The following is a 21,772-nucleotide window of genomic DNA, read 5'->3' as shown; positions in this document are numbered from 1 at the left end:
AGTATGTGGCGCAAGAGCTAAGCGGGAACCACCCAAGCGATTCAAGAATCGCCAAGAGATAACGATGACAGACAAAACACATAGCGCCGGTATTTTGCTGCTAGCCGCAGGTAATGGGCTGCGATTTACTGCTGCCGGAGGTAAGGGCAATAAACTGCTGGCTCCCTATGCTGATGCCAGTGGGCAACTGCGACCATTACTGGCTCTGACGCTGGCACAGGCGGCCGCGACGGGTTTGCCGCTGCATCTGGTTACCCGGCCTCAAACTGAGGAGATTATGGCGCTTGCGCGGCAGTTTGCGGCTACGGTGAGTGTATTGGCAAGCGGTGGCAGTGGCGATTCTATCGCGGCTGGGGTACAGGCTACCGCTAACTGGCGCGGTTGGTTAATTGTGCCGGGTGATATGGCATGGCTGACAACTGCCGACTATTTGCAAGTCGCGGCGGCGCTGGTGGATGAGACCTCGCAGGCCCGTTTGATGTGGCAGGATATTCCTGGCCATCCGGTAGGATTCGGAAGTGCTTACTTCGCAGCATTGTCAGCATTACAGGGCGACCAAGGCGCGCGGCAATTACTGTCGCCGCAACGCTTGCAGCGCTTACCTGGGCATGCCGGGGTGATTAAGGACGCGGATTTACCACGTCCTTAAATGGGGGAAATTAAATCGCGCAACTGGCAGCGTCTTCACGGATGCTTTCCTGCATATCGAGGGTGCCCTGAACCACAGATATCGGCGCCTGCGCACCAAGATTTTTGACTCGCACTATGTCAGCCATGATCGCCAAGGCGATTTCCGCCGGAGTTTTACTGCCAAGCGCTAGCCCGATGGGTGCGTGGATGCGTGCCAGTTCTGCTTCACTCAGTTCGCCGATACGAGTTAACCGCTCACGCCGTTTGCCGGAATTGCGCGCAGAACCCATAGCACCGATATAGAACGCTGGCGTATTCACCGCTTCCATCATGGTCAGATCATCTAGGCGTGGATCATGGGTGAGCGCCACAATGGCGGTGTTGGCATGACAGCCATTTTGTTCCAGATATTTGGCTGGAAATGTCGGCAACAGCCGGGTGCCTTGGGGCAATTCGGTTTCGAGCTTCTGTAGTTGTTCGCTACGCGGTTCGCACAACAGCACTTCAAAGCCCAGCGCATAACCAAATTCGGCGCAGTAATGGGCCACCGGTGAGTAGCCGGCTAGCAATAAGCAGGGCGCGGCCGCCATGCGGATATCAATGGCCGGATACTGGCAATGGATAACGGTATTGCCGGAATAGTCGCTGGGTTCAATGCTGTGGCAGGCATGGGGTAAGGTGAGCTTTTTGGCCAGCGCCTGATAGCCTTGCACCGCTCGCAGTTGTTGTTGCAGATAGTCGACAGTTGCTGTCCCGGCAGGCAGATATTCCACCAAGACGTCCAGAATACCACCACAGGGCAAACGCACTTCTGGGGCTAACTCACCATCGCCGTAACGTACCACCTGACTCGCTTCGGTCCAACGCCCCGTGGCGATTTGCCGCAGAAAATGGTCTTCCACACAGCCACCAGAAAGTGAGCCACAATATTGACCATCGTGGCGCGCGACCAGTAGTGAACCGGGAGAGCGTGGTGATGAGCCCCAAGTGTGCAATACCGTACATAACCAGATAGCGTCATTGCTGGCCCAAGCGCTGGCCTGTTGCAGCACTTTGGCATCAAGGGGTTGCGAAGTTTGCGACATACATCAGTTCCTGTCAGCAGCTAAGCGTCGTAATGGATAACTGCTTATGTTAGCGATTGATGAAATAAGGCCCGATGTCATCATCGGGCCTTATTGCCTGAGGCTTATGCCTTCAATGCGTTTTTGACATCATCCGGTGTCATTGGGATTTTTCTGAGTCGTATCCCAACCGCATTATAGATGGCATTGGCAATGGCCGGGGCAACTGGCGTTACCGCGGGTTCCCCTAAGCCAGAAGGTGCCATCTTGCTGGGCATAAACTCAATTTTGACTTCCGGTGTTTGGCCAATACGCAGTGGTGTATAAGTATCGAAGTTACTGTCTTTGAACTTGCCATTAACCAGTTCAGTCCCTTCATATAACGCCATAGACAAGCCCCACAAGGCGGCGCCCTGACATTGAGCTTCGGCACCATCTGGGTCAACAATAATGCCAGCATCTACAGCCACATACAGTTTCTGCACATCTACTAGCCCGGTCGCTTTATCAACATGCACCTGCACTGCAACCGCTACCCAAGTTGGCATGTCGCGTTCCTGACCAAAGGTAGACGCAATCCCTAGCCCTGTGCCTTCTGGCTGTGGTGAACCCCAACCAATCATGGCCGCAGCTTTTCTCAAAACTGCTGCCTGACGACTAGCACCACCAGCGGCAATCGGGCCGCTCCCTGCGTTACGGCCCTCGGCAGTCAGCAATCCGAGCCGAAACTCCAGCGGATCTTTGCCCGCATGGTGCGCCGCTTCATCCATAAAGCTTTCTACTGCCCAACCTACCCAACCTGGGCTTACTGAACGTAACCAACCGGGACGGAAAGAATCGTTCGCCAAGTCGTTAGATACGGCGCGCACTTTTTGTGCTCCGACGGTATACCAGTGATCGGCACCGGCAATGGAGAAGGGGTCAAATGGCTGACCATTAATGCCTTTGGGCATAAATACTGGGAGCATCACCTCTGTTGGCCAGCCGGCAGTGGCATGGTGTTCCATGGCAATCACGCCTTTGTTTTCATCAAAGGCCATTTTCAACTGCTGTACTGAGGCAGAACGTGGGCTGTCAAACGCCAGATCCTGTGGTCGCATCATCAGCATCTTCACGGGCTTACCGCCTAACGCCTTAGAGGCTAATGCGGCGGGAACTGTGTAGTCACCGTTCAGACGACGACCAAAACCACCACCGAGCAGGTAAGCCTTGATAGTCACTTCATCTTCAGTGACCCCAAGTGCCTTGGCAACAACGGGTGTCGTCAAGGATTGCCACTGACAACCGGAGTGGATTTCCCACAGACCGTCCTGATTGCGAAATACCAGTGCGTTCAACGGCTCCATCTGGGCGTGTAGCACGGTTGCGGTCAGATATTCATGTTCAATCGTATCGCCAGCTTTGGCAAATACCGCTTCGGTATTGGTATCTCCGGTATCAAGAATAGAGCCTTTACTGCTGTCTTTCAGCAGCTCACGACCATGATTGATAATATCGGCTTCAGATACTTTGGCGGCGGCTCCTGCCTGCCAACTGACTTTTACCTTCGCCGCGGCTTTCTGTGCGGCCATAAAGCTGTCGGCAATCACTAGGACCCAACCGGGCACTGTGCCACTGGGATCGTCCAGTACCAGCGTCTGCTGATAACCTTTGACTGTTTTGGCTTCGCTGTCATCCATTTGGGTGACTTTGGAACCATAACGGGTGGGCGGCAGCAACGGAGCGGCATACACCATACCGTCGACTTTGGCATCGATACCGAAAACCGCTTTACCTGTGGTTTTGTTGGCAATATCCAGCGAAGTCACCGCTTTACCCACCAACTTCAGGTCGTCATTGGGTTTCAGCGGCAATGCTTTCAGTTCCTCTTCAGTGAACTGGCGGGTCAGCCCCATAGCGACTAATTCGCCATAGCTGATCTCACGGTTGCCGGATACCACTTTACCGTTATGGGCTTCACATGCATGAGGGGAAACTCCCCATTTTTTGGCGGCGGCTTCAATCAAGGCTGTTCGACCAGCCGCACCCGCCTGACGGTATACCGGCCAACTCTGTGAGACAGACCAACTGCCACCAGTGACCATCAGCCCCCATTTCTTGGCACTGTCAACATGCACAATTTCAACGTCTGACCAAGGTACTTCCAGTTCATCTGCCAGAATTCGGGCGATGGATGTCCCCACATGCTGGCCCATTTCGGCGCGGATAATATTGACTTTGACTTTGCCGGCTTGGTCGATGGAATACCACAGTGATGGTTCGTAGAGAGAACCTGCATCTGGCAAAACTTTGCCATCGGTGGTTGCTGGATCCATCGCCGCCAAGACACTGCGCGGGAAGCCGAAGCTGACGCCAACAGCGGTCATGGCCACCAGGAAGCCACGACGGGTCATGCCCGCCGCTTCACGTTTGTTAGACAGCCTGATCATCTTTAGCCCCCTGTTTCATCGCATCTGCGGCTTCATGGATCGCTTCACGGATACGCACATAGGTCATACAACGACACAGGTTTCCACCCATCACTGCATCAATTTCAGCATCGGAAGGATCTGGAATATCTTTCAACAGGGCGGCGGCTTGCATGATCTGGCCCGATTGGCAATAACCGCATTGCGGTACCTGATGTTTCTGCCATGCCTGTTGTAACGGATGGTCACCGTGTTCAGACAGACCTTCGATAGTGGTGATGTTGGCACCTTCTACGGCAGATACCGGGGTGATACAGGAACGGGTAGCGCGGCCACCCACATGGACGGTACAAGCACCGCAAGTACCAATACCACAACCAAACTTGGTGCCAGTCATGTCCAGTTCGTCACGGATGACCCATAGCAATGGGGTATCACCATCGACGTCAGCCACCACAGGCTTACCATTTAAAATAAATTTAGCCATTTTGCTCACTTCTCCCGTGAATTAATGCTCAAACCGGGGTTGATGACGGATCTCACCCACTTTCTGTTGCAGATTCGGCCAAGGTTGTTTACCTGCGCTATGACGCAGATATTCAGCAATAGCGGCGATTTCATCATCGCTCAGTGCATTGCGGAATGCTGGCATGACGACGCCAGAGATCCCTTGGTCACTGCTGACACCGTCCAGCATCACATTCACCAGATTGGTTGGATCGTTAAGATGGGTGGCACTGCTTAAGGTTAGCAACGGTCTGCCTTTGCGCAGTTTGCTACCGCTAAAGTGGCAAGAGGCACAAGCGGTGGCATAGAGGCGAGCCCCTTGATTGATACGGGCATCCGGCATTGGCTGCTGGGCGGCAATCGCGGCTTGCAGTTTCGGATTGGCGGCAGGATCTTCACTGTTGTTACCTGCTAAATCGACAAAGTATACGCTCAGGGCTTTGATATCATCGTTAGATAGCGCGGCCAGACCATGATGAACTACCGGTGCCATTGGCCCGGCAGCACTGCCGTGGAAAGTCGCATTACCGGTACGCAGATATTCATAAAAATCCTGTTGCCGCCAAGGGAGCGGCGAAGTGCTAGATGCGGTCAGCGACGGTGCAATCCAACCATCAATCGCGGCGCCTTGATACATCTGGCTATATTTTTCACCACCTAATGCGTTACGCGGGGTATGACAGGCACCACAGTGCGCAATCCCTTCTGCCAGATAGGCACCACGATTCCATTCGGCAGATTTATCACTATGTTCTTCAAAGGCGGAGGTGTCGGCAAACAACATTTTCCAGCCAGCTTGCAGGAAACGGAGGTTCAACGGGAATGGGATACCGTTGGCTTTTTCTGCTGCTTAACGGCTGGCACTGATGACATGATGTAGGCGTAGATCGCCTTGATGTCAGCGTCAGTCAGCTTATTGAAATGTTCAAACGGGAAAGCCGGTAATAGATGATGGCCATCACGGCTGACGCCAGTGCGCATGGCGCGGATAAAGGCGGTTTCAGACCAGTTACCAATACCGGTTTCTGGATCGGGGGTAATGTTGCTGGAATAGATGGTACCGAAATCGGTATTCATCTGGTAGTTCCCCGCATATTCCTGACCACCTGGTGTAGTATGACAGGTGCTGCAGTAACCAGCGGCGGCCAGTATCTTACCGTGAGCCACAGTTGCTGCCGGGAATTGATCCTTGGCGGGCGGCGTTACGGGTGCAATTTCTGGGTGCCAGGCGTAGATACCGAACAACACTAGTCCGGCAACCACCACACCACAAATGCTATAAATGATGCGCTTACGCATATCACATTGCCTCACAATTAGTGGATGATCAAAGGGCGGGGTGAAACACCTCAAAATCCCTTTTAAATTAATACATTATATTTATTAACTTACTTATCCTTGCCACTACATTAAGATGTGCTTAATGTAGCGTTTTCTGCTATTCATGTGATCTGGATAACAAATCGGATCTAGTGTAATACAAAACCCTTTTTGCTGGTAAGTCTTTATGTTAACGCGGCCGCAACTGGCGGAGATTTATCCGGCAATCGGTGCATGCGACTTTATAGTTGACTAGAACACTTGGTTAAGGTCGACTAATATACTGCCCTTGGTGAGCATCAACGTCTTGGTGACTGTGGTGTTCTCCTCTTAATTATTGGGCTGGTGGTTATTTAGTGTAGTGGTCATTTCAATCGCAAGATAATGTGCGGCCTAAGCTTGCCTCTGCTTTGGCGGCTCCCGTTTTTCTTTTCCGTAAGGCTTGATGTATAGGAGCACTAATGAACTCAGGAAGTATACATATCGCATCCGGCAAGCAGCTGCTGTTGATCCTGTTTGCCTTGGCTGTAGGGACATTCACGCTGGGACTTACTGAGTTTTCAGTGATGCCGATGTTGCCGCTGGTGGCGGATAGTTTTGCGGTTTCAACGGCACAATCAGGGCATATTATCAGTGCTTACGCCGCTGGAGTGGTGGTGGGCGCGCCGTTACTGATGCTGCTGACACCCAAACTGAATCGTCGTACGGCGTTAATTCTGTTCGCCTTTATGATTTTCATCTTCAACGGCCTCAGCGCCGTTGCCGGTTCATTTGAGCAAGTCGTGTTATTTCGTTTTTTAAGTGGCATTCCTCACGGCGCTTATTTTGGTACCGCGCTGTTATTTGGGGCCAAACTGGCCCCAGAAGGCCGCAGCACCTTATATATGTCGCGGGTATTTGCCGGGCTAACAGTGGCAACGATTATCGGTGTGCCGATGGCGACCTTGTTAGCACAACATTTCAGTTGGCGTTGGTCGCTGCTGTTAGTGTCGTCATTGGCACTGCTGGCTTGTGTGTTACTGTGGCGGTTTTTGCCGGCGCTGGAAGCTGACAGTCAAGGGCTGCGTAGTGATTTAGCCGTGTTGAAAAACCCATTGATCTGGCCAATTGTCGGCATTGGCGTTATTGGTTTCGGCGGGGTGTTTTGTCTTTATACTTATCTTGCCGACACCATGCTGGATGTGACCAAAGTGCCGGATTACTACATCTCTATTGCCATGGTGATTTTTGGTGTTGGTTCTACCGTGGGCAACTGGCTGTTTGGTCAGGTCAGAGATCGTGTCGTCGCCCGCGTTACGGGCATGGCGTTGATCTACTGTTTGGTACTGGCGCTGATATATGTACAGGCGGCCAGTAATCTATGGTTCTTGTATGGTGTGGTGTTTCTGCTCGGTGCCAGTTTGGGCCTTACCACTGTGATCCAGGCGATGTTGATGCGCGTTGCCAAGGGCGGTCATGCGGTTATTGGGGCATTGTTGCAGTGTGCGTTTAACAGCGCTAATGCCATCGGCCCCCTCGCTGGTAGTCTGGTGCTGGCCAATGGTTATGCTGCTAACACCACAGGATATGTGGCAGCGGCTTTGTTTGGTGGCGGATTTCTGATGTGGTTTGTCAGCCGGATGCAGTTGCGGTCTCAGGCACCACTCCCCGGAGATCCCGCATCCTAATCAGCAGACACAATGCATTAAAATAACGATTGCTGCTGTTGCTCAAGTTGCAGCAGCTTCTGTTTTATGGCAATGCCACCGCCGAACCCTACCAGCTTACCAGTGTGGCCTATTACCCGATGGCAGGGGATCACGATAGGTAAGGGGTTTTGATTGTTTGCCATTCCTACCGCTCTGGCCGCCCTTGGATTACCTAATGCTTTGGCAATATCGCCATAGCTACAGGTGCTGCCATATGGGATGCGTTGTAACTGTTGCCAAACTTGTTGTTGAAACGCCGTGCCCTCAAAGCGTAATGGCAGCGAGAATTGTTGGCGGCTACCGTCAAAGTATTGCTGTAATTGCTGGATAGCCTCTAGCAGTATCGGTGCATCGGTTTCGTTAGCGGCAACAGTGGCTTGATGGGGCAAAAAATATACCGCGAGCAGCGATGTGTCATCTGCCTCTAACCCAATCGCCCCGATTGGCGAGTGTTCAAGTTGTGCCCGATATCGCATGCGCTATCCTTTAGGCTATCTGTTAGGCTAATTGCGGCGAGTGTCAGCACTTTGCACGCTGGGTCAGCGGAATCACTCATATCTACCCGTTATACAGGCTGACGCTAATACCAATATATCGATAGCCTACGCCATAACTCGCTTCAATCAACTCTTGCTCAGTTAACAACTTGAGTTTCTTGCGTAATTTCTTGATATGACTATCTACGGTGCGCTCGGAAACAATACGCTGATCAAGATACATGGCGCTCATCAGTTGCCCACGGGAGTAGATACGTCCAGGTTGTGCGGCGAGCATTTGTAACAGTGAAAACTCAATTTTGGTTAAACTCGCCGCTTGCTGCTGTAGGCGTACCTCGTAGCGGGTGGCGTCTAGGGTTAGATATGCTGTTGATAGCTCAGTTATTGCAGGTAAGCCGTTACCACGACTTAAGCGGGTTTGAATTTTGCCAATCACTTCGCGAGGGCTGAATGGTTTGCCAATATAATCATCGGCTTCCAGTCCTTGCAACGGCGCCGATTCAGCACTCAGCGCACTCAGAATGATAACGGGAACGGTAGACAGGCGTTTGATGGCATGACATATCTCAATACCTGAGATATGCGGCAAGGTGATGTCTATCAATACCAGATCGAAGGCTTGAGCAGTAAACACCGCCATGGCATTTTTGCTGTCAGCAACATGAGTAAACTGCATCCCACTGTGCAGGAAATAGTCCCGTAATAGTGCGGCAATTTGGTACTCATCTTCTATCAATAAAATGTGATAACTAGCCGCCATATGTACTCATTAGCGGAAAATTAATCGCAACGGTTAACCCACCCAAGCCATTGTGTTGAAAACTGATATTGCCATTGACTTGATTGACCAGTGTGGTGACCTGGGTCAGCCCGGTTCCTGCCGCCATAACGGTTTCATGTTGTGGCGTTTGCCGTTCTTCATTGCCTAATTGTGCTAATTCGCTGGCTGCGGGAGCTGGCGCTGAATCTTGCCAAAGTAGCAGCACCTGCTGTTGTTGCTGCGTCAACGACACATGTAAGCAACCAGGATGATAAGTGTATTGCACGCTATTACTGCTGAGATGATGAAGAATACGCTTGAAAGCCCATGATGGCATGCTGCTGCTCAGCCCTGGACTAACATGTTGGGTAATATTAAGCGTTGTTTTCACACTGAGTTGTTGTAGATGCTCCATCAGCAAGCTAGAAATCTCTGTGGGCGTGTCAGTGGCTGGCGTAGCCTGCTGCTCAGGGAAATGGCTTCCAGCATACTTTTTATCTGTTCTAACTCTGACAATAACGTCCGGGTGGTCTCTGGCGTCCAGGCTCGCACACCGTCTTCAATCGCTTCTAGTTCTCCGTTCACCAATGTCAGTGGCAGCTTTAAATCATGTATCAGTTTACGCATCTCGAGATATATACCTTTGGTCGCGGAACTGTTTTTTGGCGCAACGGTTGGCTGCAACAACGGCATGGACATTTCCGCTAATGGGAAACCCGTTTGTTGCAAAAATAATTTGGTTGTTGGTCGTTGCATTTAACACATCACACTAGCGTCTTATGACAGTAATAGTTGTAACAGCTGGCATTCACGGGAATGTTCAGTTTAAAGGACTATTTAATGATAAGAATGCAGCTCATTGCCCGATTACAACTGGTAAAATTGTATATTTTTTAGATGTATACGATTACTTTAAATGGCATAAGCAAATCACGTACCACTTCAAAACCAACGGTTCATGTGTCCATCGCAAGATACCGTTGCGGTGACGGTATCAATGCGGTGCAATTCTTTGCCGCATAACGGCAAAAAGTTGCCGGTGGTGCCATGACTGTGTGATGACCATTCCCATCTATGCTCACATCATTACAACGCAATGGCCCCCGCTAAGGAGGAAATATTTCAGGTACGGAGATTGTTCGGCAGTAGGTGTGGCGATTACGATAAACCACTGGAGGCAACACGGTTGCCTCCAAGACGATAGCGCCGTGTTTTACGGCTATCAGATCTTAAACTTATGCACCATGCCACTTAGCCGCTGAGCAAGCTGGGCTAACTGCTCGCTGGAGTTTTTGGTCTCTTTGGCGCTTTCTGCTGTTTGTTCCGACAGATCTTTGATGTTGAGCAGATTTTTGTCGACCTCTCTGGCTACCGTGGCTTGCTCCTCCGCGGCATTGGCAATCGTGAGGTTTTGATCGCTGATTTTTCCAATCGCATCGGTTATCTGCTCAATCGCTGCGCCAGAGTGTTTGGCTAGTTCCAGGGTCTCGGTAGCGCGTTTGCTGCTTTGTCCCATCACACTGACCGTTTGTGCGGTTTCTGCTTCAACGGCCTTGATAGTATCTTCAATCTGTTTGGTGGATTCTTGGGTGCGATGCGCCAGCGCCCGGACTTCATCCGCAACGACCGCAAACCCACGACCGGATTCCCCAGCTCTGGCCGCTTCAATCGCCGCGTTTAGCGCTAACAGGTTGGTCTGTTCCGCTATGCCCCTGATAACATCCATCACTGAGCCAATATTGCTGATCTGCCTTGACAAACTGAGAATACAGTCTTTAGAGCCCTGAAGTTCTCGTTCCAAAGACTGGATAGCATCAACGGTACTGTTAACCTGTTGCTGCCCATCATTTGCTGTTGTATCAACATGTGTGGAATTGGCCGAAGTGGCCGCGGCACTTTTAGCCACTTCTTCAACGGCGGCAGTCAGCTCAGTTACTGCGGTGACCGCCATGTCCAGTTCGGCATTCTGCTGCTGAATGGTGCGGGCAGACGCCTCGGTGATGGCATGCAAATCCTGTGAGGTGGTGGTGAGTTGTGAGGCCGACTGCGAAATAGCTTCTATTGTGTTATGCAGTTGTTGCCGCATTTGTGCCATTGCCCGGATTAATTCGCCAGCTTCATCTGGTTCATGGTCATCGAACTGATAACTGAGATCACCCGCTGCAATTTTCTGGCTTGCGGCTACCGCAATACGCATGGGTCGAACCAGGCTGTTACTAAATAACACTGCCAGCAAGATACCGGCAATCGTTGCGAAAGCAATGGAACTTACCACGGTAACTTCGGCGATCTTGAGGCTGTCTGCCGCCATGGCAGCTTGCTTTTTGCCGGTGTGACGTTGGTACTCAGCTAAGTCAGACAACGCTTCAGTAATCTGTTCTGACACCTGATTGAATTGGCTACTCTGGAGTGCATGCGCCGCTTGTAGATCGCCAGCATTGATCTGATCCAACAGTAGCTGTTGGATTTTGTCGTAAGCGGATTTTGCATTCAGCACTTTTTCAAAAGCCGCGCGTCCCGCCTTTGTTTTGTGAAAAACTTCTGCTTTTTTAGATGCTTCCTGATATTTACCACTGGTAATATCGAGACTTTGTTGCAGTTTCGATTTCTCATCAGCAGTGGCTGCGTTCATCAGTTTCAATGTCGCCACCCGAAGTAGTAGCAGGTTGCGGTTCATTTCACCGACTAACAACGCCGCAGGCAGTCTCCTTTCTGAGATGTTATTGAGGTTTGCTTTGATTTCGAACATTCGGTACAAGGCTGACGCCCCAACAACCACGCTCAGCAACACTAAGATACCGAAGCCTAAAATTAATCGTTTGCCAATTTTTATACGTCTTAGCATCATTAACTCCTACAAAACAGGAACAAAATGATTTCGTATGGCAAAAGTAATTTATTGAATTTCCGAGCTATTCCATTATTACCACAAGTTCTTCCGGTTACTTAGCCGACTCGAAGTCTTCACTTGGATATAACTGAACACTGCCTCGATAGCATTGAATACATTAAAAAATTCTAATCCCATTACAGAATGGGTGAACTTAGCAAATGGTCTACTTTTAGTCTTGCTACATTAACGTCCACTTAAGGTGGTAATTTTTTACCTTTTCTGCTGCGGTCACTGCTGCTTGTGGGTGATACAGACGTGCATGTCTTTAGATAAGTATAAGAGTAAAAGCGATTTTCTGATGGGAGAAAGCCGTTTTTTATCTTGAACCTCATGGGGGCGATAAATTTTGCCTGAGCGCTTGGCATCGCCGTTTGGAGCAGTGGTTTACCGTTAGCTAATATGTGTAATGTATTTTTATAGCATACTGAAATTACATCATTTTTATGGATTGTTTAGGCAATATGGGATATTGCAGTGCAATCTCTTAGCCACCACGGGATATTGCCGTATTCACTGGGAGTGGAAAAACGGGTGAATATCCTTGGCCTATATACAGGAACACGTTTCCTTACTTATTGATAACCTTCAGTATCACGGTAACTGTGCAGGTTGACACTCGTGAGCGCGGTAGGCCGGAAGTGGCGTGCAACAAGGTGCAGAACTGGTAACCATCAAGTGTACTTTGCCGAAGCCCAACCTCCTCTCAAGATTTTGCCAAATCATGCTGTTCTTTGTTTTTATCTTACTGTTTTAATAGCAATTTATTCATATTTTTAGTTTTGATCGCGGTTACGTTGAGATCTCAGAATGTTGTGCAATACTCAATAGACGCACAGTTTTTTCTGATTTATTAACTCATTACGGCAGATCATGTTACTGAAAAGGATGACCTTAACAGCTTTGTTGCCCGTGGTTGTGATGGTGCTGATATTGGCCTTTGACAATATCGCTATGACGACGCTCATGTTGGTTTCCTGTGCGGGGGCGTTGACTGCCGTGGTGGCCGCTTGGTGGGCACAACGGGGGCTCGCTCAGCCACAGGTGCTGGCGCAACCACATCTGGAACCTAGTCTTTCTCACTCGACAATACCGGCAAATGAAGGGCGCTTGCAGCAGTTGCTACAAAAGTCAGTCCCTATCTGGCTCGGACATATCGGTTATGCCGACTCCCATCTGACCGATGCCGTGACGGGATTATCAGGGCTGTTTGAACAACTTGCCGATAGGCTCAATCATGCAGCATCGCTGACATCTGCCCAACAAGGTGATAGTGGCCGTCAAGTTGTTGAGGTGATCAAACATAGTGGTGAGGAGTTATCGGCGGCAGTGGAAGCGTTGCGTGATACTCAACAGGGCCGCAAAGAGATGTTAGTGCAGATACATAATCTGGAAACCTACACATCAGAGTTGAACAAGATGGCATCTGATGTGGTGTCTATCGCCAACAAAACTAACTTACTGGCACTGAATGCCGCCATTGAGGCAGCTCGTGCCGGGGATTCCGGCCGAGGCTTTGCGGTAGTGGCCGATGAAGTACGTAGTCTGTCGATACGTTCCCAGGAGATTGCCACCAGCATGACCGATAAAGTGCAAACGGTGAATAGTGCTATCGGCACCGCACTCTCGGTGGCTCAGGAAGCCGCACAGCGGGAAGAAAGCCAGATAGCCAGCACTGAGCGCTGTATTGATGAAGTGATTAACCAGTTCACTGATATCGTTGGTCAGTTAGAGCAACAGTCACAACAGTTACGGGAAGATACCTCAGCCGTTGGTGATGCCATCACGGGTGTCATTGTTGAACTACAGTTTCAAGATCGGGTCAGTCAGGTGTTGCTGAACATCCGCAGCAATCTGGAAGAACTGCTGTCCATGACCGATAACTTTAGCGAATCCCAGTTCGCTTCCTTAGATGTCAATCAATGGCTGGAACAGATGAAACAGCGCTACACCATGATTGAACAGCACCATATTCATGGCGGTAGTTCGCAACGGCAGCAACAGTCCAGCGATATCACATTTTTCTAAGCAAAACAGCAAATAACAAAGGGATGGGTTATGGGAAAGACAGTCTTGATCGTTGATGATTCCGCTTCTATCCGACAAGTGGTCAGCATGACCCTCAGTGGTGCCGGTTACGACACTATTCAGGCTTGCGACGGCAAAGATGCGCTCAGCAAGCTCGGCGGCAGCCGTATCCACCTGGTTATCAGCGATGTCAACATGCCTAACATGGATGGTTTAACGCTGCTTAAAGAACTCAAGGCTCGCCCTGATACCCGATTTACCCCGGTGATCATGTTAACCACTGAATCCGAGGCGGCCAAAAAGAGGAAGGGCGCGCGGCTGGCGCCAAAGCGTGGGTGGTCAAGCCCTTTGTGCCACAGCAATTACTGGCGGCGGTTGGTAAGTTGATTGCACCCTGAGGCGACCTATTATGCAGGAACATGTGTCAGACACCAGCATCGAATTTGTCAGCCCGCAGGGGGAAATGACGATTTATCACATCGCTGAATTAGCGCAGGAATTTTTGCCCTTACTGACGACCTCGGCGCAGTTGGTGGTCGATCTGAAAGATGTGACGGAAATTGACAGCAGTGGCGCGCAATTGCTGATGCTGGCGCGGCGGGAACGGTTACAGGCGGGGAAACAACTAGCACTCGTCAATCATAGCGAGGCGGTGGTATCGCTGTTCAGCCTGCTGGGATTGCTGGACTGGTTTGACGATCCGGTATTACTGGCTGGCGATGCTTAAATTTAGTCCGTAAGGAGCAGATATCGATGAACATGGATGTTGCACTGCAGACTTTTTTCTGAAAGCCGTGAACTGCTGGAACAGATGGAATCACTGTTGTTACAGCTGGAAACGCTGGATGACGCCTCTTTGCAGGAGAATCTGCACGGTATTTTTCGTGCTGCCCATACCATCAAAGGTTCTGCGGGCATGTTCAGCCTGGAAGACGTGGTCAGCTTTACCCATGTAGTAGAAAGTGTGCTGGATCGCATGCGTAACCATCAGTTAGCGATTTCGGATGCGTTAGTCTCGCTGTTGTTGCAATGTCGAGATCATATCGCACAACTGGTCGATAGTGCCGAAGCCGGAAACAACGATAGCGCTATCGCCAAAGCCGGTGAGCCATTACTGGCAGCCTTGCAATCCTACATGGTTGCAGGCGCCGCAGCGGTGCAACAGCCCGAACTTTCCTTGCCTGTCTCTGGGCAGCCTCCCTTTGAACGGCTGGACAGCGATGATATTGCTAGCAGTGATTGTTGGCATATCTCTATTCGTTTTGGCCATAACAGCTTTCGGGATGGCATGGATCCCCTCTCTTTTATCTCTTACCTGAAACATCTGGGCGATGTGGTCAGCATTATCCCTTTGGCAGAGTTTTTACCCCCCATTACCGCGTTTGACAGTGAAAACTGTTATCTGGCTTTTGGCATTCAACTGGCCTCGTCAGCATCGAAGCAAGAAATTGAAGATGTGTTTGAATTTGTTAGGGAAGAAAGCATTCTGCACATTATTCCACCTCACAGCCGATTGCAGGAGTTTGTGCAACTGATAGAGAGCATGCCGCAGGTTGACCAACTGCTGGGGCAGATGCTGGTGCAATCGGGAGCGCTGACAGCCAACGAATTGCAACGGGCACTGCAATTACAGCAACAGCTCAGTAGTAGCCCTCAACCCTTAGGCGAGATTATTTCGAGTACCAATGCGGCATCCAACCGGTATTGCAAGCGGCTCTCGATAAGCAGGGAAAAGTCCGCGATACCCTGGTGAAAGAGCAAAAAGTCTGCGCGTGGATGCCGAAAAGCTGGATAAGCTGATCAATCTGGTGGGCGAGCTGGTGACCGCGGGAGCCGGGACATCGCTGTTGGCCGATAATCTGGGCGATTCGGCGTTAAACGAATCAGTGTCAGTACTGAATTCGTTGCTGGAAGCCGTGCGGGATGCAGCCTTGGAACTGCGAATGGTTGCGATTGGGGCCACGTTCAGCCGCTTCCAACGAGTCGTGCGGGATATTGCCCACGAGCTGGATAAAGAGATTGAACTGGTGATCAACGGCGCCGAAACCGAGCTGGATAAATCCGTGATTGAGAAAATCGGCGATCCATTGACCCACTTGGTGCGCAACGCCATTGATCACGGTATTGAATCGCCTGCAATTCGTGTCGCTGCCGGGAAACCAGAAAAAGGCACGATTACGCTCAATGCCTATCATGATTCCGGCAATATCGTGATTGAAGTCAGTGATGATGGCAAAGGGCTGGATCCCGAGATCATTAGAGCGAAAGCGATTGAAAAACAGTTGCTGGATGAAAATGCCGTATTGTCGCGGGATGAACTGCTGAACCTGATTTTCGAACCGGGTTTTTCTACTGCCTCACAAGTTTCCAACCTTTCCGGTCGCGGTGTGGGAATGGACGTGGTCAAACGCAATATCTCAGAACTGCGAGGCCGCGTGGAGATCCTCAGCCAGATAGGCCAAGGCAGCACCATGCGCATCATCCTGCCGCTAACGCTGGCGATTATTGACGGCTTTATTATTGGGGTTGCGGATGAGCAGTTCGTGGTGCCTTTGGATGCGGTGCAGGAATGTCTTGAACTCAAAAAACTGCCCGACAATCCCGTCGATGCTCCTTACTTTAACCTGCGAGGGCAGGTGTTGCCCTTGATCTATCTGCGCCATTGTTTGGGTATCGAAGGCCGTTATCCGGCGCGTCAGAATGTGGTGGTAGTGCAGTCTGGTGGCACCAGTGCCGGACTGGTCGTTGACTGCCTGTTAGGTGAGTTTCAGACCGTCATCAAACCACTGGGCAAACTGTTTTCCGAAGTGGGCTGCATCAGTGGTTCAACCATTTTAGGGAATGGTTCAGTGGCTTTGATTCTGGATATTCATGGTCTTATCGACACCATGATGGGAGAAGAACAGTTGTTATTACAGTAGCTTGGCAACGGTGTTTAGCAGTGGCCGTTACACATACACAAGAACATGACAAGGAAAGGGTAGATAGCTATGTTCAGGAATATGAAGCTTGGCCTTAAGTTAGGAATGGGGTTTGGCATAGTGTTATTACTGCTATGTCTGGCGGCCATCATCTCCTTCCGTGGGTTGTTCACTGCCAGTAGCGGTTTTGCCGAGTATCGTGCTTATGCCCGCAATACGGTGGAAGCCGGTAATATCCAAAGCAGTATGTTGGCACTGCGGTTAGAGACGTTGTACTACTACATGCATGCCGATGAAACCACACTAAAACGCAAAGGTGAACGCTGGCAGGCGCTGATGGATCTGCTTCCCCAAGCCAAGGCCATGGTGGTTGATCCGCCACAACTGAAAATCTATGAACAGTTAGAGAAACAGCTCAATAACTATGATGCGGTGTTTACCCAGATCACTGAGCTGATTGCCCGCCGTGATGCCTTGATGTCCGGGCAGCTAGATCGTCTTGGCCCTGAGGTGGAAAACGTCATGACGGAATTGCTCAAGACCGCCAGGCAGAATAATAAAGCCGAAGATGCCTATGTCACATCGCTGGCATTACGCCACCTGCTGTTGATGCGCTTGTATGTGGTGAAATTTCTTGACAACAACCTAGATACCTATGTTCAGCGCGTTGATAGTGAATACCTGACGCTGAAAGACCAACTGGCAACACTAGATAAGCAAGTCAACGATAGCAACGAACGGACGCTGGTAAATCAAGTCAAGATTTCCAGCGAGCATTACGCAAGCGCCTTTAATGAACTGACGAGCGTGATTAAGAAACGCAACCAGCTAATGGACGGAGAGCTTTCGGTGATCGGGCGTAATGTGGCCAAACTGCTAGAAGATCTGATGGCTAACATCAAGTCACAGCAGGATGCACTTGGCCCTAAAGTACAGGCGTCCAATGAGCAAGCCAAATTGATGATGTTGAGTGTCTGTGTCATTGCCATTGCTATCGGCTTGCTGGTGGGCTTCTGGATTACCCGTTCGGTATTGCAACAGATTGGGGGCGAACCGGATTATGCGGCCGCGGTGGTGAAGGAAATTTCGGAAGGGGATTTAACCGTCAAGTTCAATCTCAAACCCAATGACAGCACCAGCCTAGTCGCTAATATCCAAAACATGGTACGCAAGTTGTCGCAAATTGTGGGCGAGGTCAACAGTGCCAGCGATGCGCTGGCTTCGGCATCGGAACAGGTGTCTGCCACATCGCAATCGTTAAGCCAGGGCGCCAGCGAACAGGCGGCCAGCGTAGAGGAAACCACCTCATCAGTTGAGCAGATGTCAGCTTCTATCGAGCAGAATACCGACAATGCCAAGGTCACTGATTCCATGGCGGCTAAAGCGGCCAAAGAAGCCAAGCAAGGGGGCGAAGCGGTTACTAAAACGGTGGCGGCGATGAAGTCAATTGCCGAAAAAATCAGCATTATTGACGATATTGCTTACCAGACCAATCTGTTAGCGTTAAACGCTGCAATTGAAGCCGCACGAGCGGGCGAACATGGCAAGGGGTTTGCCGTGGTTGCCGCAGAAGTACGTAAACTGGCAGAGCGCAGTCAGATAGCTTCTCAAGAGATTGGTGAAGTCGCCAAAAACAGTGTTGGACTGGCAGAAGAAGCGGGCAATCTACTGCGAGAAATGGTGCCTTCTATTGAGAAAACCTCGGATTTGGTACAGGAGATCAGCGCGGCATCGATGGAGCAATCTACCGGAGCCAGCCAGATCAACCAGGCGATGGAGCAGTTGAACAGCATTACTCAGCAAAGCGCTTCGGCGTCCGAGGAACTTGCCTCTACCGCAGAAGAGATGAGTAGTCAGGCACAGCAGTTACAGCAGTTGATGACGTTCTTCAAAACGGGCAATGGCACAGCCCCCGTGGAGGGCTCAAACGTACGGCCCCCAAGGCTGCACCTGTGGCGATGAGTCATAAGCCCGTAGCATCTGACGACGATGACAGTGAATTTGTACGCTTTTAGGAGGCCCCATGGCAGAAGCTAAACAATCACTGGCAGTAACTAATGGGACGGATAACGAGGACAACTATCAGGAAGAATCTCAGTACCTGACGTTTCTGTTGCAAGGTGAGCTATATGCTTTTGGCATTCTCCATGTGAAGGAAATTTTGGAGTATGGACGCGTTACCAAAGTCCCGCGCATGCCTGATTTTATTGAAGGCGTGATCAACCTGCGGGGAGAAGTGATCCCCGTGGTGAATCTGGCTAGCCGTTTCGGTATGGCGGCATCGCAGATCAGTCGCCGTACCTGTATTGTCATTGTGGAAGTGGGGCAAGAGACCGATTCCCAAGTGATAGGCGTGCTGGTGGACAGTGTCTCGGAGGTGCTGGAAATTGCCACCGACAACTTGCGTGGCGCGCCCAGCTTTGGCGCCAGTATCCGCACCGATTTTATCCGAGCCATGGGCAAACTGGGCGAAGCCTTTGTGATTATTTTGGATGAAAACAAAGTGCTGTCGGTGGAGGAAATGACCTTGGTTGGTCAGGTTCGGGATGCTGCGCTGGAGAATAAATCGCCGTGAAATGCAATGAAGCGGAATTTCTTTGGCCCGACTCATTCCAGCAGATACCGCTGCATGATGCCGAGTTTCAACTGATCTGCCAGTGGCTGTATCAGGCCGCCGGGATCCGGCTTGCCGCCAATAAAAAAGCTTTGGTGACGAGTCGCCTTAATGGCCGACTGCGGGAGCTACAACTCCCCAGTTTTCGCCGTTATTATGAGTTAATCAGCAACGCTCAAGACACACTAGCAGCATCGGAACGGCAGCGGGCGATTGACTTGCTCACCACCAATGAAACCTTCTTTTTCGGGAAGACAGTCACTTCAGTTTTATTCGGGAAGCGGTATTACCGCGGTTTCGTGGACAACACCTCAAATGCTGGAGTGCTGCCAGCTCCACCGGTGAGGAAGCTTATACCTTAGCCATGGTACTGGCGAGCCACCATCAGGGCAGTTGGCAGATTTTGGGGACAGATATCAATGCTGAAGTCATTGAAAAAGCAAAAAAGGTATTTATCCCATACAAAGGGCAGAGAATATTCCCAAACATTATCTGCATCAGTATTGCCTGAAGGGAACGGGCGATAAATCCTTACAATTCAAGGTCTGTCGTGAACTTCGCAGCCAAGTGGAATTTCGTCATGCCAATTTGCAGCAATTGCCGGAGCGGCTCGGTAGTTTTGATCTGGTGCTGCTGCGCAATGTGATGATCTATTTTGATCAACCCTCAAAACAGCGGGTAGTCGCCAATATTATTCGGCACATGAATGCGGGTGGTTTCCTGCTGATAGGCCATGCCGAAAGCCTCACTGGCGTTACGGACAAAGTTAACCTGTTGCAGCCATCTGTGTATCGGCTAGGAGCAAAACTATGACAATTGCGCTCTCACTGCCGCAGACCCGTAAATTTGTGCTCAATCCTGGTGAGTTGCTGTTCAGTCAGGAACCTGTGCAGGTGCAGACATTGCTCGGCTCCTGTGTGGCCATCACCTTGTGGCATCCGCAGCATAAACTGGGCGGCATGTGCCATTACTTGTTGCCAGATCGGCAGCGCTTTCATCGGCCAGAACGGCATCCACACGGGTATTTCGGCAGTGATGTATTCCATTCCTTTCTCGAACATATTGCTAAAGCGCGCCTGTCTCCCAGCGAATTTGAAGCCAAAATTTTTGGTGGCGGCAATGTGATCCTGTGGCCCGATCGCCACAGGTTTAACATCAACGTTGCCGAAGCCAATATTCGCTTTGGTCAACAACGGCTGCGTGAAGCTGGCTTTGCGGTTAAAGCCGAAGACGTGGGCGGGGAACGTTATCGACAAGTGGTCTTTGAGATGAATAGTGGCAGTGTTTGGGTCAAATATGGTCGTTGTGGTTGAAAGATTGATCTGCGCAAGGAAGCGTTGTGCCGTATGTGGGGAGCAACATGAGTTCAATGATGGGCAAAGGGATTAATGTGCTGATTGTGGATGACTCAGCCGTGGTGCGCCAGGTGATGAGCGATCTGCTGCTGGAGGACAATGCCATTGCCGAAGTGGCCGTGGCTGCCGACCCTATTTTTGCCATGCGGCGCATGGAAAAGTGCTGGCCTGACGTGGTGTTATTAGATGTGGAAATGCCGCGGATGGATGGCTTAACGTTCCTAAAGCAGATTATGGAGAAGCGGCCAACGCCAGTGATCATCTGCTCTAGCCTAGTGGAAAAGGGGGCGGAGGTCACGGTGCGGGCAATGTCCGCCGGAGCCTTTGGTTTTATTACCAAACCCAAAGCTGGCTTGAAAGGTTTTTTGCTCGACAGTGCTAATGATGTGGTCAGCGTGGTGAAAGCGGCGGCCAGTGCCAAGCTGGCCAATATTGTGCGTAAGCCACAGCTAGCAGCACCTAAACCTCAGCCGATAAACCGCGTAGCCCCCGCGCGATTACCACTGCGTAAGGTGGTGGCCATTGGCACCTCCACTGGCGGTACTCAGGCACTGGAGCGGATCTTGACCGCGTTGAGTGAACGCCCACCAGGCATCGTAATCGTGCAGCATATGCCTGAAAAATTTACTGAAATGTTTGCCCAACGGCTTAACAGCTTGTGCCGAATAGAAGTGAAGGAAGCCGCCGATCAGGATGCCGTATTGCCAGGCCGGGCATTAATCGCTCCCGGTGGCCGCCATATGCAGCTAGTTGCTCAAGGCAATGGTTATGTGGTGACCGTGAGTGATGGGCCGCTGGTGAATCGCCATAAACCCTCCGTGGATGTGCTATTTCGTTCAGTTGCCAAAGCCGCCGGGGCCGATGCCGCTGGCTTTATTCTGACGGGCATGGGCGATGATGGTGCCAGAGGTTTAAAGCTGATGCGGCAGGCGGGAGCCATCACCTTTGCCCAAGACGAACAGAGTTGCGTGGTGTTTGGTATGCCAAAAGAAGCTATTGAAATGGAGGCCGTTGAGCAGCAACTTTCACTGGATGAGGTTGCCCCCACCATTGAAAATCTGTGGCGGCACTAGCGATTAACGCTAGCAAT

The 21,772-nt window shown here is 50.9% G+C and carries 21 protein-coding genes and 3 pseudogenes; 13 read left to right on the top strand and 11 right to left on the bottom strand.

Translation table 11 applies throughout. The annotated features are described in order from the left end of the window. Positions 1-64: 64 nt before the first annotated feature. On the top strand, positions 65-649 hold the full coding sequence (locus KHX94_RS06765; protein ID WP_213682853.1) for a nucleotidyltransferase family protein: 585 nt from the start codon (positions 65-67) through the stop codon (positions 647-649). Positions 650-659: 10 nt separating this feature from the next. Here KHX94_RS06765 and KHX94_RS06760 read toward each other — a convergent pair whose 3' ends face one another. From KHX94_RS06760 to KHX94_RS20275, 6 genes and pseudogenes are all read right to left on the bottom strand, one after another. Beyond that, positions 660-1,715, bottom strand: a complete 1,056-nt coding sequence (locus KHX94_RS06760; protein WP_213682852.1) for an XdhC family protein — start codon at positions 1,713-1,715, stop codon at positions 660-662. Between the two features lie 104 nt (positions 1,716-1,819). Further along, positions 1,820-4,123, bottom strand: a complete 2,304-nt coding sequence (locus KHX94_RS06755) for a xanthine dehydrogenase family protein molybdopterin-binding subunit (RefSeq protein WP_213682851.1) — start codon at positions 4,121-4,123, stop codon at positions 1,820-1,822. Beyond that, a complete protein-coding gene (locus KHX94_RS06750) occupies positions 4,107-4,589 on the bottom strand; it encodes a (2Fe-2S)-binding protein (RefSeq protein WP_213682850.1) in 483 nt (160 codons plus the stop codon). The genes KHX94_RS06755 and KHX94_RS06750 overlap by 17 nt, the downstream gene beginning before the upstream one ends. A 21-nt stretch (positions 4,590-4,610) precedes the next feature. Further along, entirely contained in the window at positions 4,611-4,952 is a 342-nt protein-coding gene (locus tag KHX94_RS21765) for a c-type cytochrome (protein ID WP_425314066.1), read from the bottom strand. 138 nt (positions 4,953-5,090) lie between these two features. Continuing rightward, positions 5,091-5,246: pseudogene (locus KHX94_RS21760) on the bottom strand (cytochrome c); the annotation flags it as partial. Between the two features lie 176 nt (positions 5,247-5,422). Continuing rightward, complete coding sequence (locus KHX94_RS20275) at positions 5,423-5,908, bottom strand: c-type cytochrome (RefSeq protein WP_244859362.1); 486 nt, start codon at positions 5,906-5,908, stop codon at positions 5,423-5,425. A gap of 482 nt (positions 5,909-6,390) precedes the next feature. Between KHX94_RS20275 and KHX94_RS06740 the strand changes: the two genes are divergently transcribed. After that, complete coding sequence (locus tag KHX94_RS06740) at positions 6,391-7,596, top strand: MFS transporter (RefSeq protein ID WP_213682849.1); 1,206 nt, start codon at positions 6,391-6,393, stop codon at positions 7,594-7,596. Positions 7,597-7,613: 17 nt separating this feature from the next. On the opposite strand, the gene KHX94_RS21040 is transcribed toward KHX94_RS06740, so the two are convergent. The 5 genes from KHX94_RS21040 to KHX94_RS06715 form a co-directional block, all read right to left on the bottom strand. After that, positions 7,614-8,093 carry a methylated-DNA--[protein]-cysteine S-methyltransferase gene (locus tag KHX94_RS21040; protein ID WP_213682848.1) on the bottom strand — a complete coding sequence of 160 codons (480 nt, stop codon included), beginning with the start codon at positions 8,091-8,093 and terminating at the stop codon, positions 7,614-7,616. 82 nt (positions 8,094-8,175) lie between these two features. Next, the gene (locus KHX94_RS06730; protein ID WP_213682847.1) at positions 8,176-8,874 is read right to left on the bottom strand and encodes a response regulator; all 699 of its coding nucleotides are present in this window, start codon (positions 8,872-8,874) and stop codon (positions 8,176-8,178) included. Further along, entirely contained in the window at positions 8,864-9,211 is a 348-nt protein-coding gene (locus KHX94_RS06725) for an ATP-binding protein (protein WP_213682846.1), read from the bottom strand. The genes KHX94_RS06730 and KHX94_RS06725 overlap by 11 nt, the downstream gene beginning before the upstream one ends. Positions 9,212-9,288: 77 nt before the next feature. After that, positions 9,289-9,630, bottom strand: a complete 342-nt coding sequence (locus KHX94_RS06720; RefSeq protein WP_213682845.1) for a hypothetical protein — start codon at positions 9,628-9,630, stop codon at positions 9,289-9,291. 466 nt (positions 9,631-10,096) lie between these two features. After that, positions 10,097-11,722, bottom strand: coding sequence for a methyl-accepting chemotaxis protein (locus tag KHX94_RS06715; RefSeq protein WP_244859361.1), 1,626 nt, complete (start codon positions 11,720-11,722; stop codon positions 10,097-10,099). Between the two features lie 930 nt (positions 11,723-12,652). On the opposite strand from KHX94_RS06715, the gene KHX94_RS06710 reads away from it, so the two are divergent. The 11 genes and pseudogenes from KHX94_RS06710 to KHX94_RS06650 all read left to right on the top strand — a co-directional run bounded on the left by KHX94_RS06710 (position 12,653) and on the right by KHX94_RS06650 (position 21,755). Then, the gene (locus KHX94_RS06710; protein ID WP_213682844.1) at positions 12,653-13,792 is read left to right on the top strand and encodes a methyl-accepting chemotaxis protein; all 1,140 of its coding nucleotides are present in this window, start codon (positions 12,653-12,655) and stop codon (positions 13,790-13,792) included. Positions 13,793-13,822: 30 nt separating this feature from the next. Next, positions 13,823-14,190, top strand: a pseudogene (locus tag KHX94_RS06705) (response regulator). A gap of 11 nt (positions 14,191-14,201) precedes the next feature. Then, positions 14,202-14,519: an STAS domain-containing protein gene (locus KHX94_RS06700; protein ID WP_213682843.1), complete on the top strand. Its 318-nt coding sequence runs from the start codon at positions 14,202-14,204 to the stop codon at positions 14,517-14,519. Between the two features lie 36 nt (positions 14,520-14,555). Continuing rightward, positions 14,556-15,545 carry an Hpt domain-containing protein gene (locus KHX94_RS06695; protein ID WP_213682842.1) on the top strand — a complete coding sequence of 330 codons (990 nt, stop codon included), beginning with the start codon at positions 14,556-14,558 and terminating at the stop codon, positions 15,543-15,545. 19 nt (positions 15,546-15,564) lie between these two features. Then, positions 15,565-16,713 (top strand): chemotaxis protein CheA, encoded by a 1,149-nt coding sequence (locus KHX94_RS06690; protein WP_213682841.1) that lies wholly within the window; start codon positions 15,565-15,567, stop codon positions 16,711-16,713. Positions 16,714-16,782: 69 nt separating this feature from the next. Then, positions 16,783-18,675 carry a HAMP domain-containing methyl-accepting chemotaxis protein gene (locus KHX94_RS06680; RefSeq protein ID WP_244859360.1) on the top strand — a complete coding sequence of 631 codons (1,893 nt, stop codon included), beginning with the start codon at positions 16,783-16,785 and terminating at the stop codon, positions 18,673-18,675. 61 nt (positions 18,676-18,736) lie between these two features. Further along, positions 18,737-19,288, top strand: a complete 552-nt coding sequence (locus KHX94_RS06675; RefSeq protein ID WP_213682840.1) for a chemotaxis protein CheW — start codon at positions 18,737-18,739, stop codon at positions 19,286-19,288. Then, complete coding sequence (locus KHX94_RS06670) at positions 19,285-19,689, top strand: protein-glutamate O-methyltransferase CheR (RefSeq protein ID WP_213682839.1); 405 nt, start codon at positions 19,285-19,287, stop codon at positions 19,687-19,689. The genes KHX94_RS06675 and KHX94_RS06670 overlap by 4 nt, the downstream gene beginning before the upstream one ends. Beyond that, positions 19,599-20,140, top strand: a pseudogene (locus KHX94_RS06660) (CheR family methyltransferase). Before KHX94_RS06670 ends, KHX94_RS06660 begins: the two are co-directional and overlap by 91 nt. Then, positions 20,137-20,640 carry a chemotaxis protein CheD gene (locus KHX94_RS06655; protein ID WP_213682838.1) on the top strand — a complete coding sequence of 168 codons (504 nt, stop codon included), beginning with the start codon at positions 20,137-20,139 and terminating at the stop codon, positions 20,638-20,640. The pseudogene KHX94_RS06660 and the gene KHX94_RS06655 overlap by 4 nt, the downstream one beginning before the upstream one ends. Before the next feature lie 47 nt (positions 20,641-20,687). Then, on the top strand, positions 20,688-21,755 hold the full coding sequence (locus tag KHX94_RS06650; RefSeq protein ID WP_244859359.1) for a protein-glutamate methylesterase/protein-glutamine glutaminase: 1,068 nt from the start codon (positions 20,688-20,690) through the stop codon (positions 21,753-21,755). Positions 21,756-21,772 lie beyond the last annotated feature (17 nt).

The sequence above is a fragment of the Shewanella dokdonensis genome (genome assembly GCF_018394335.1).
GTDB classification, from domain to species: domain Bacteria; phylum Pseudomonadota; class Gammaproteobacteria; order Enterobacterales; family Shewanellaceae; genus Shewanella; species Shewanella dokdonensis.
Note: the sequence above shows the minus strand (reverse complement) of the source record. Positions and strands in the feature narration are given on the sequence as shown.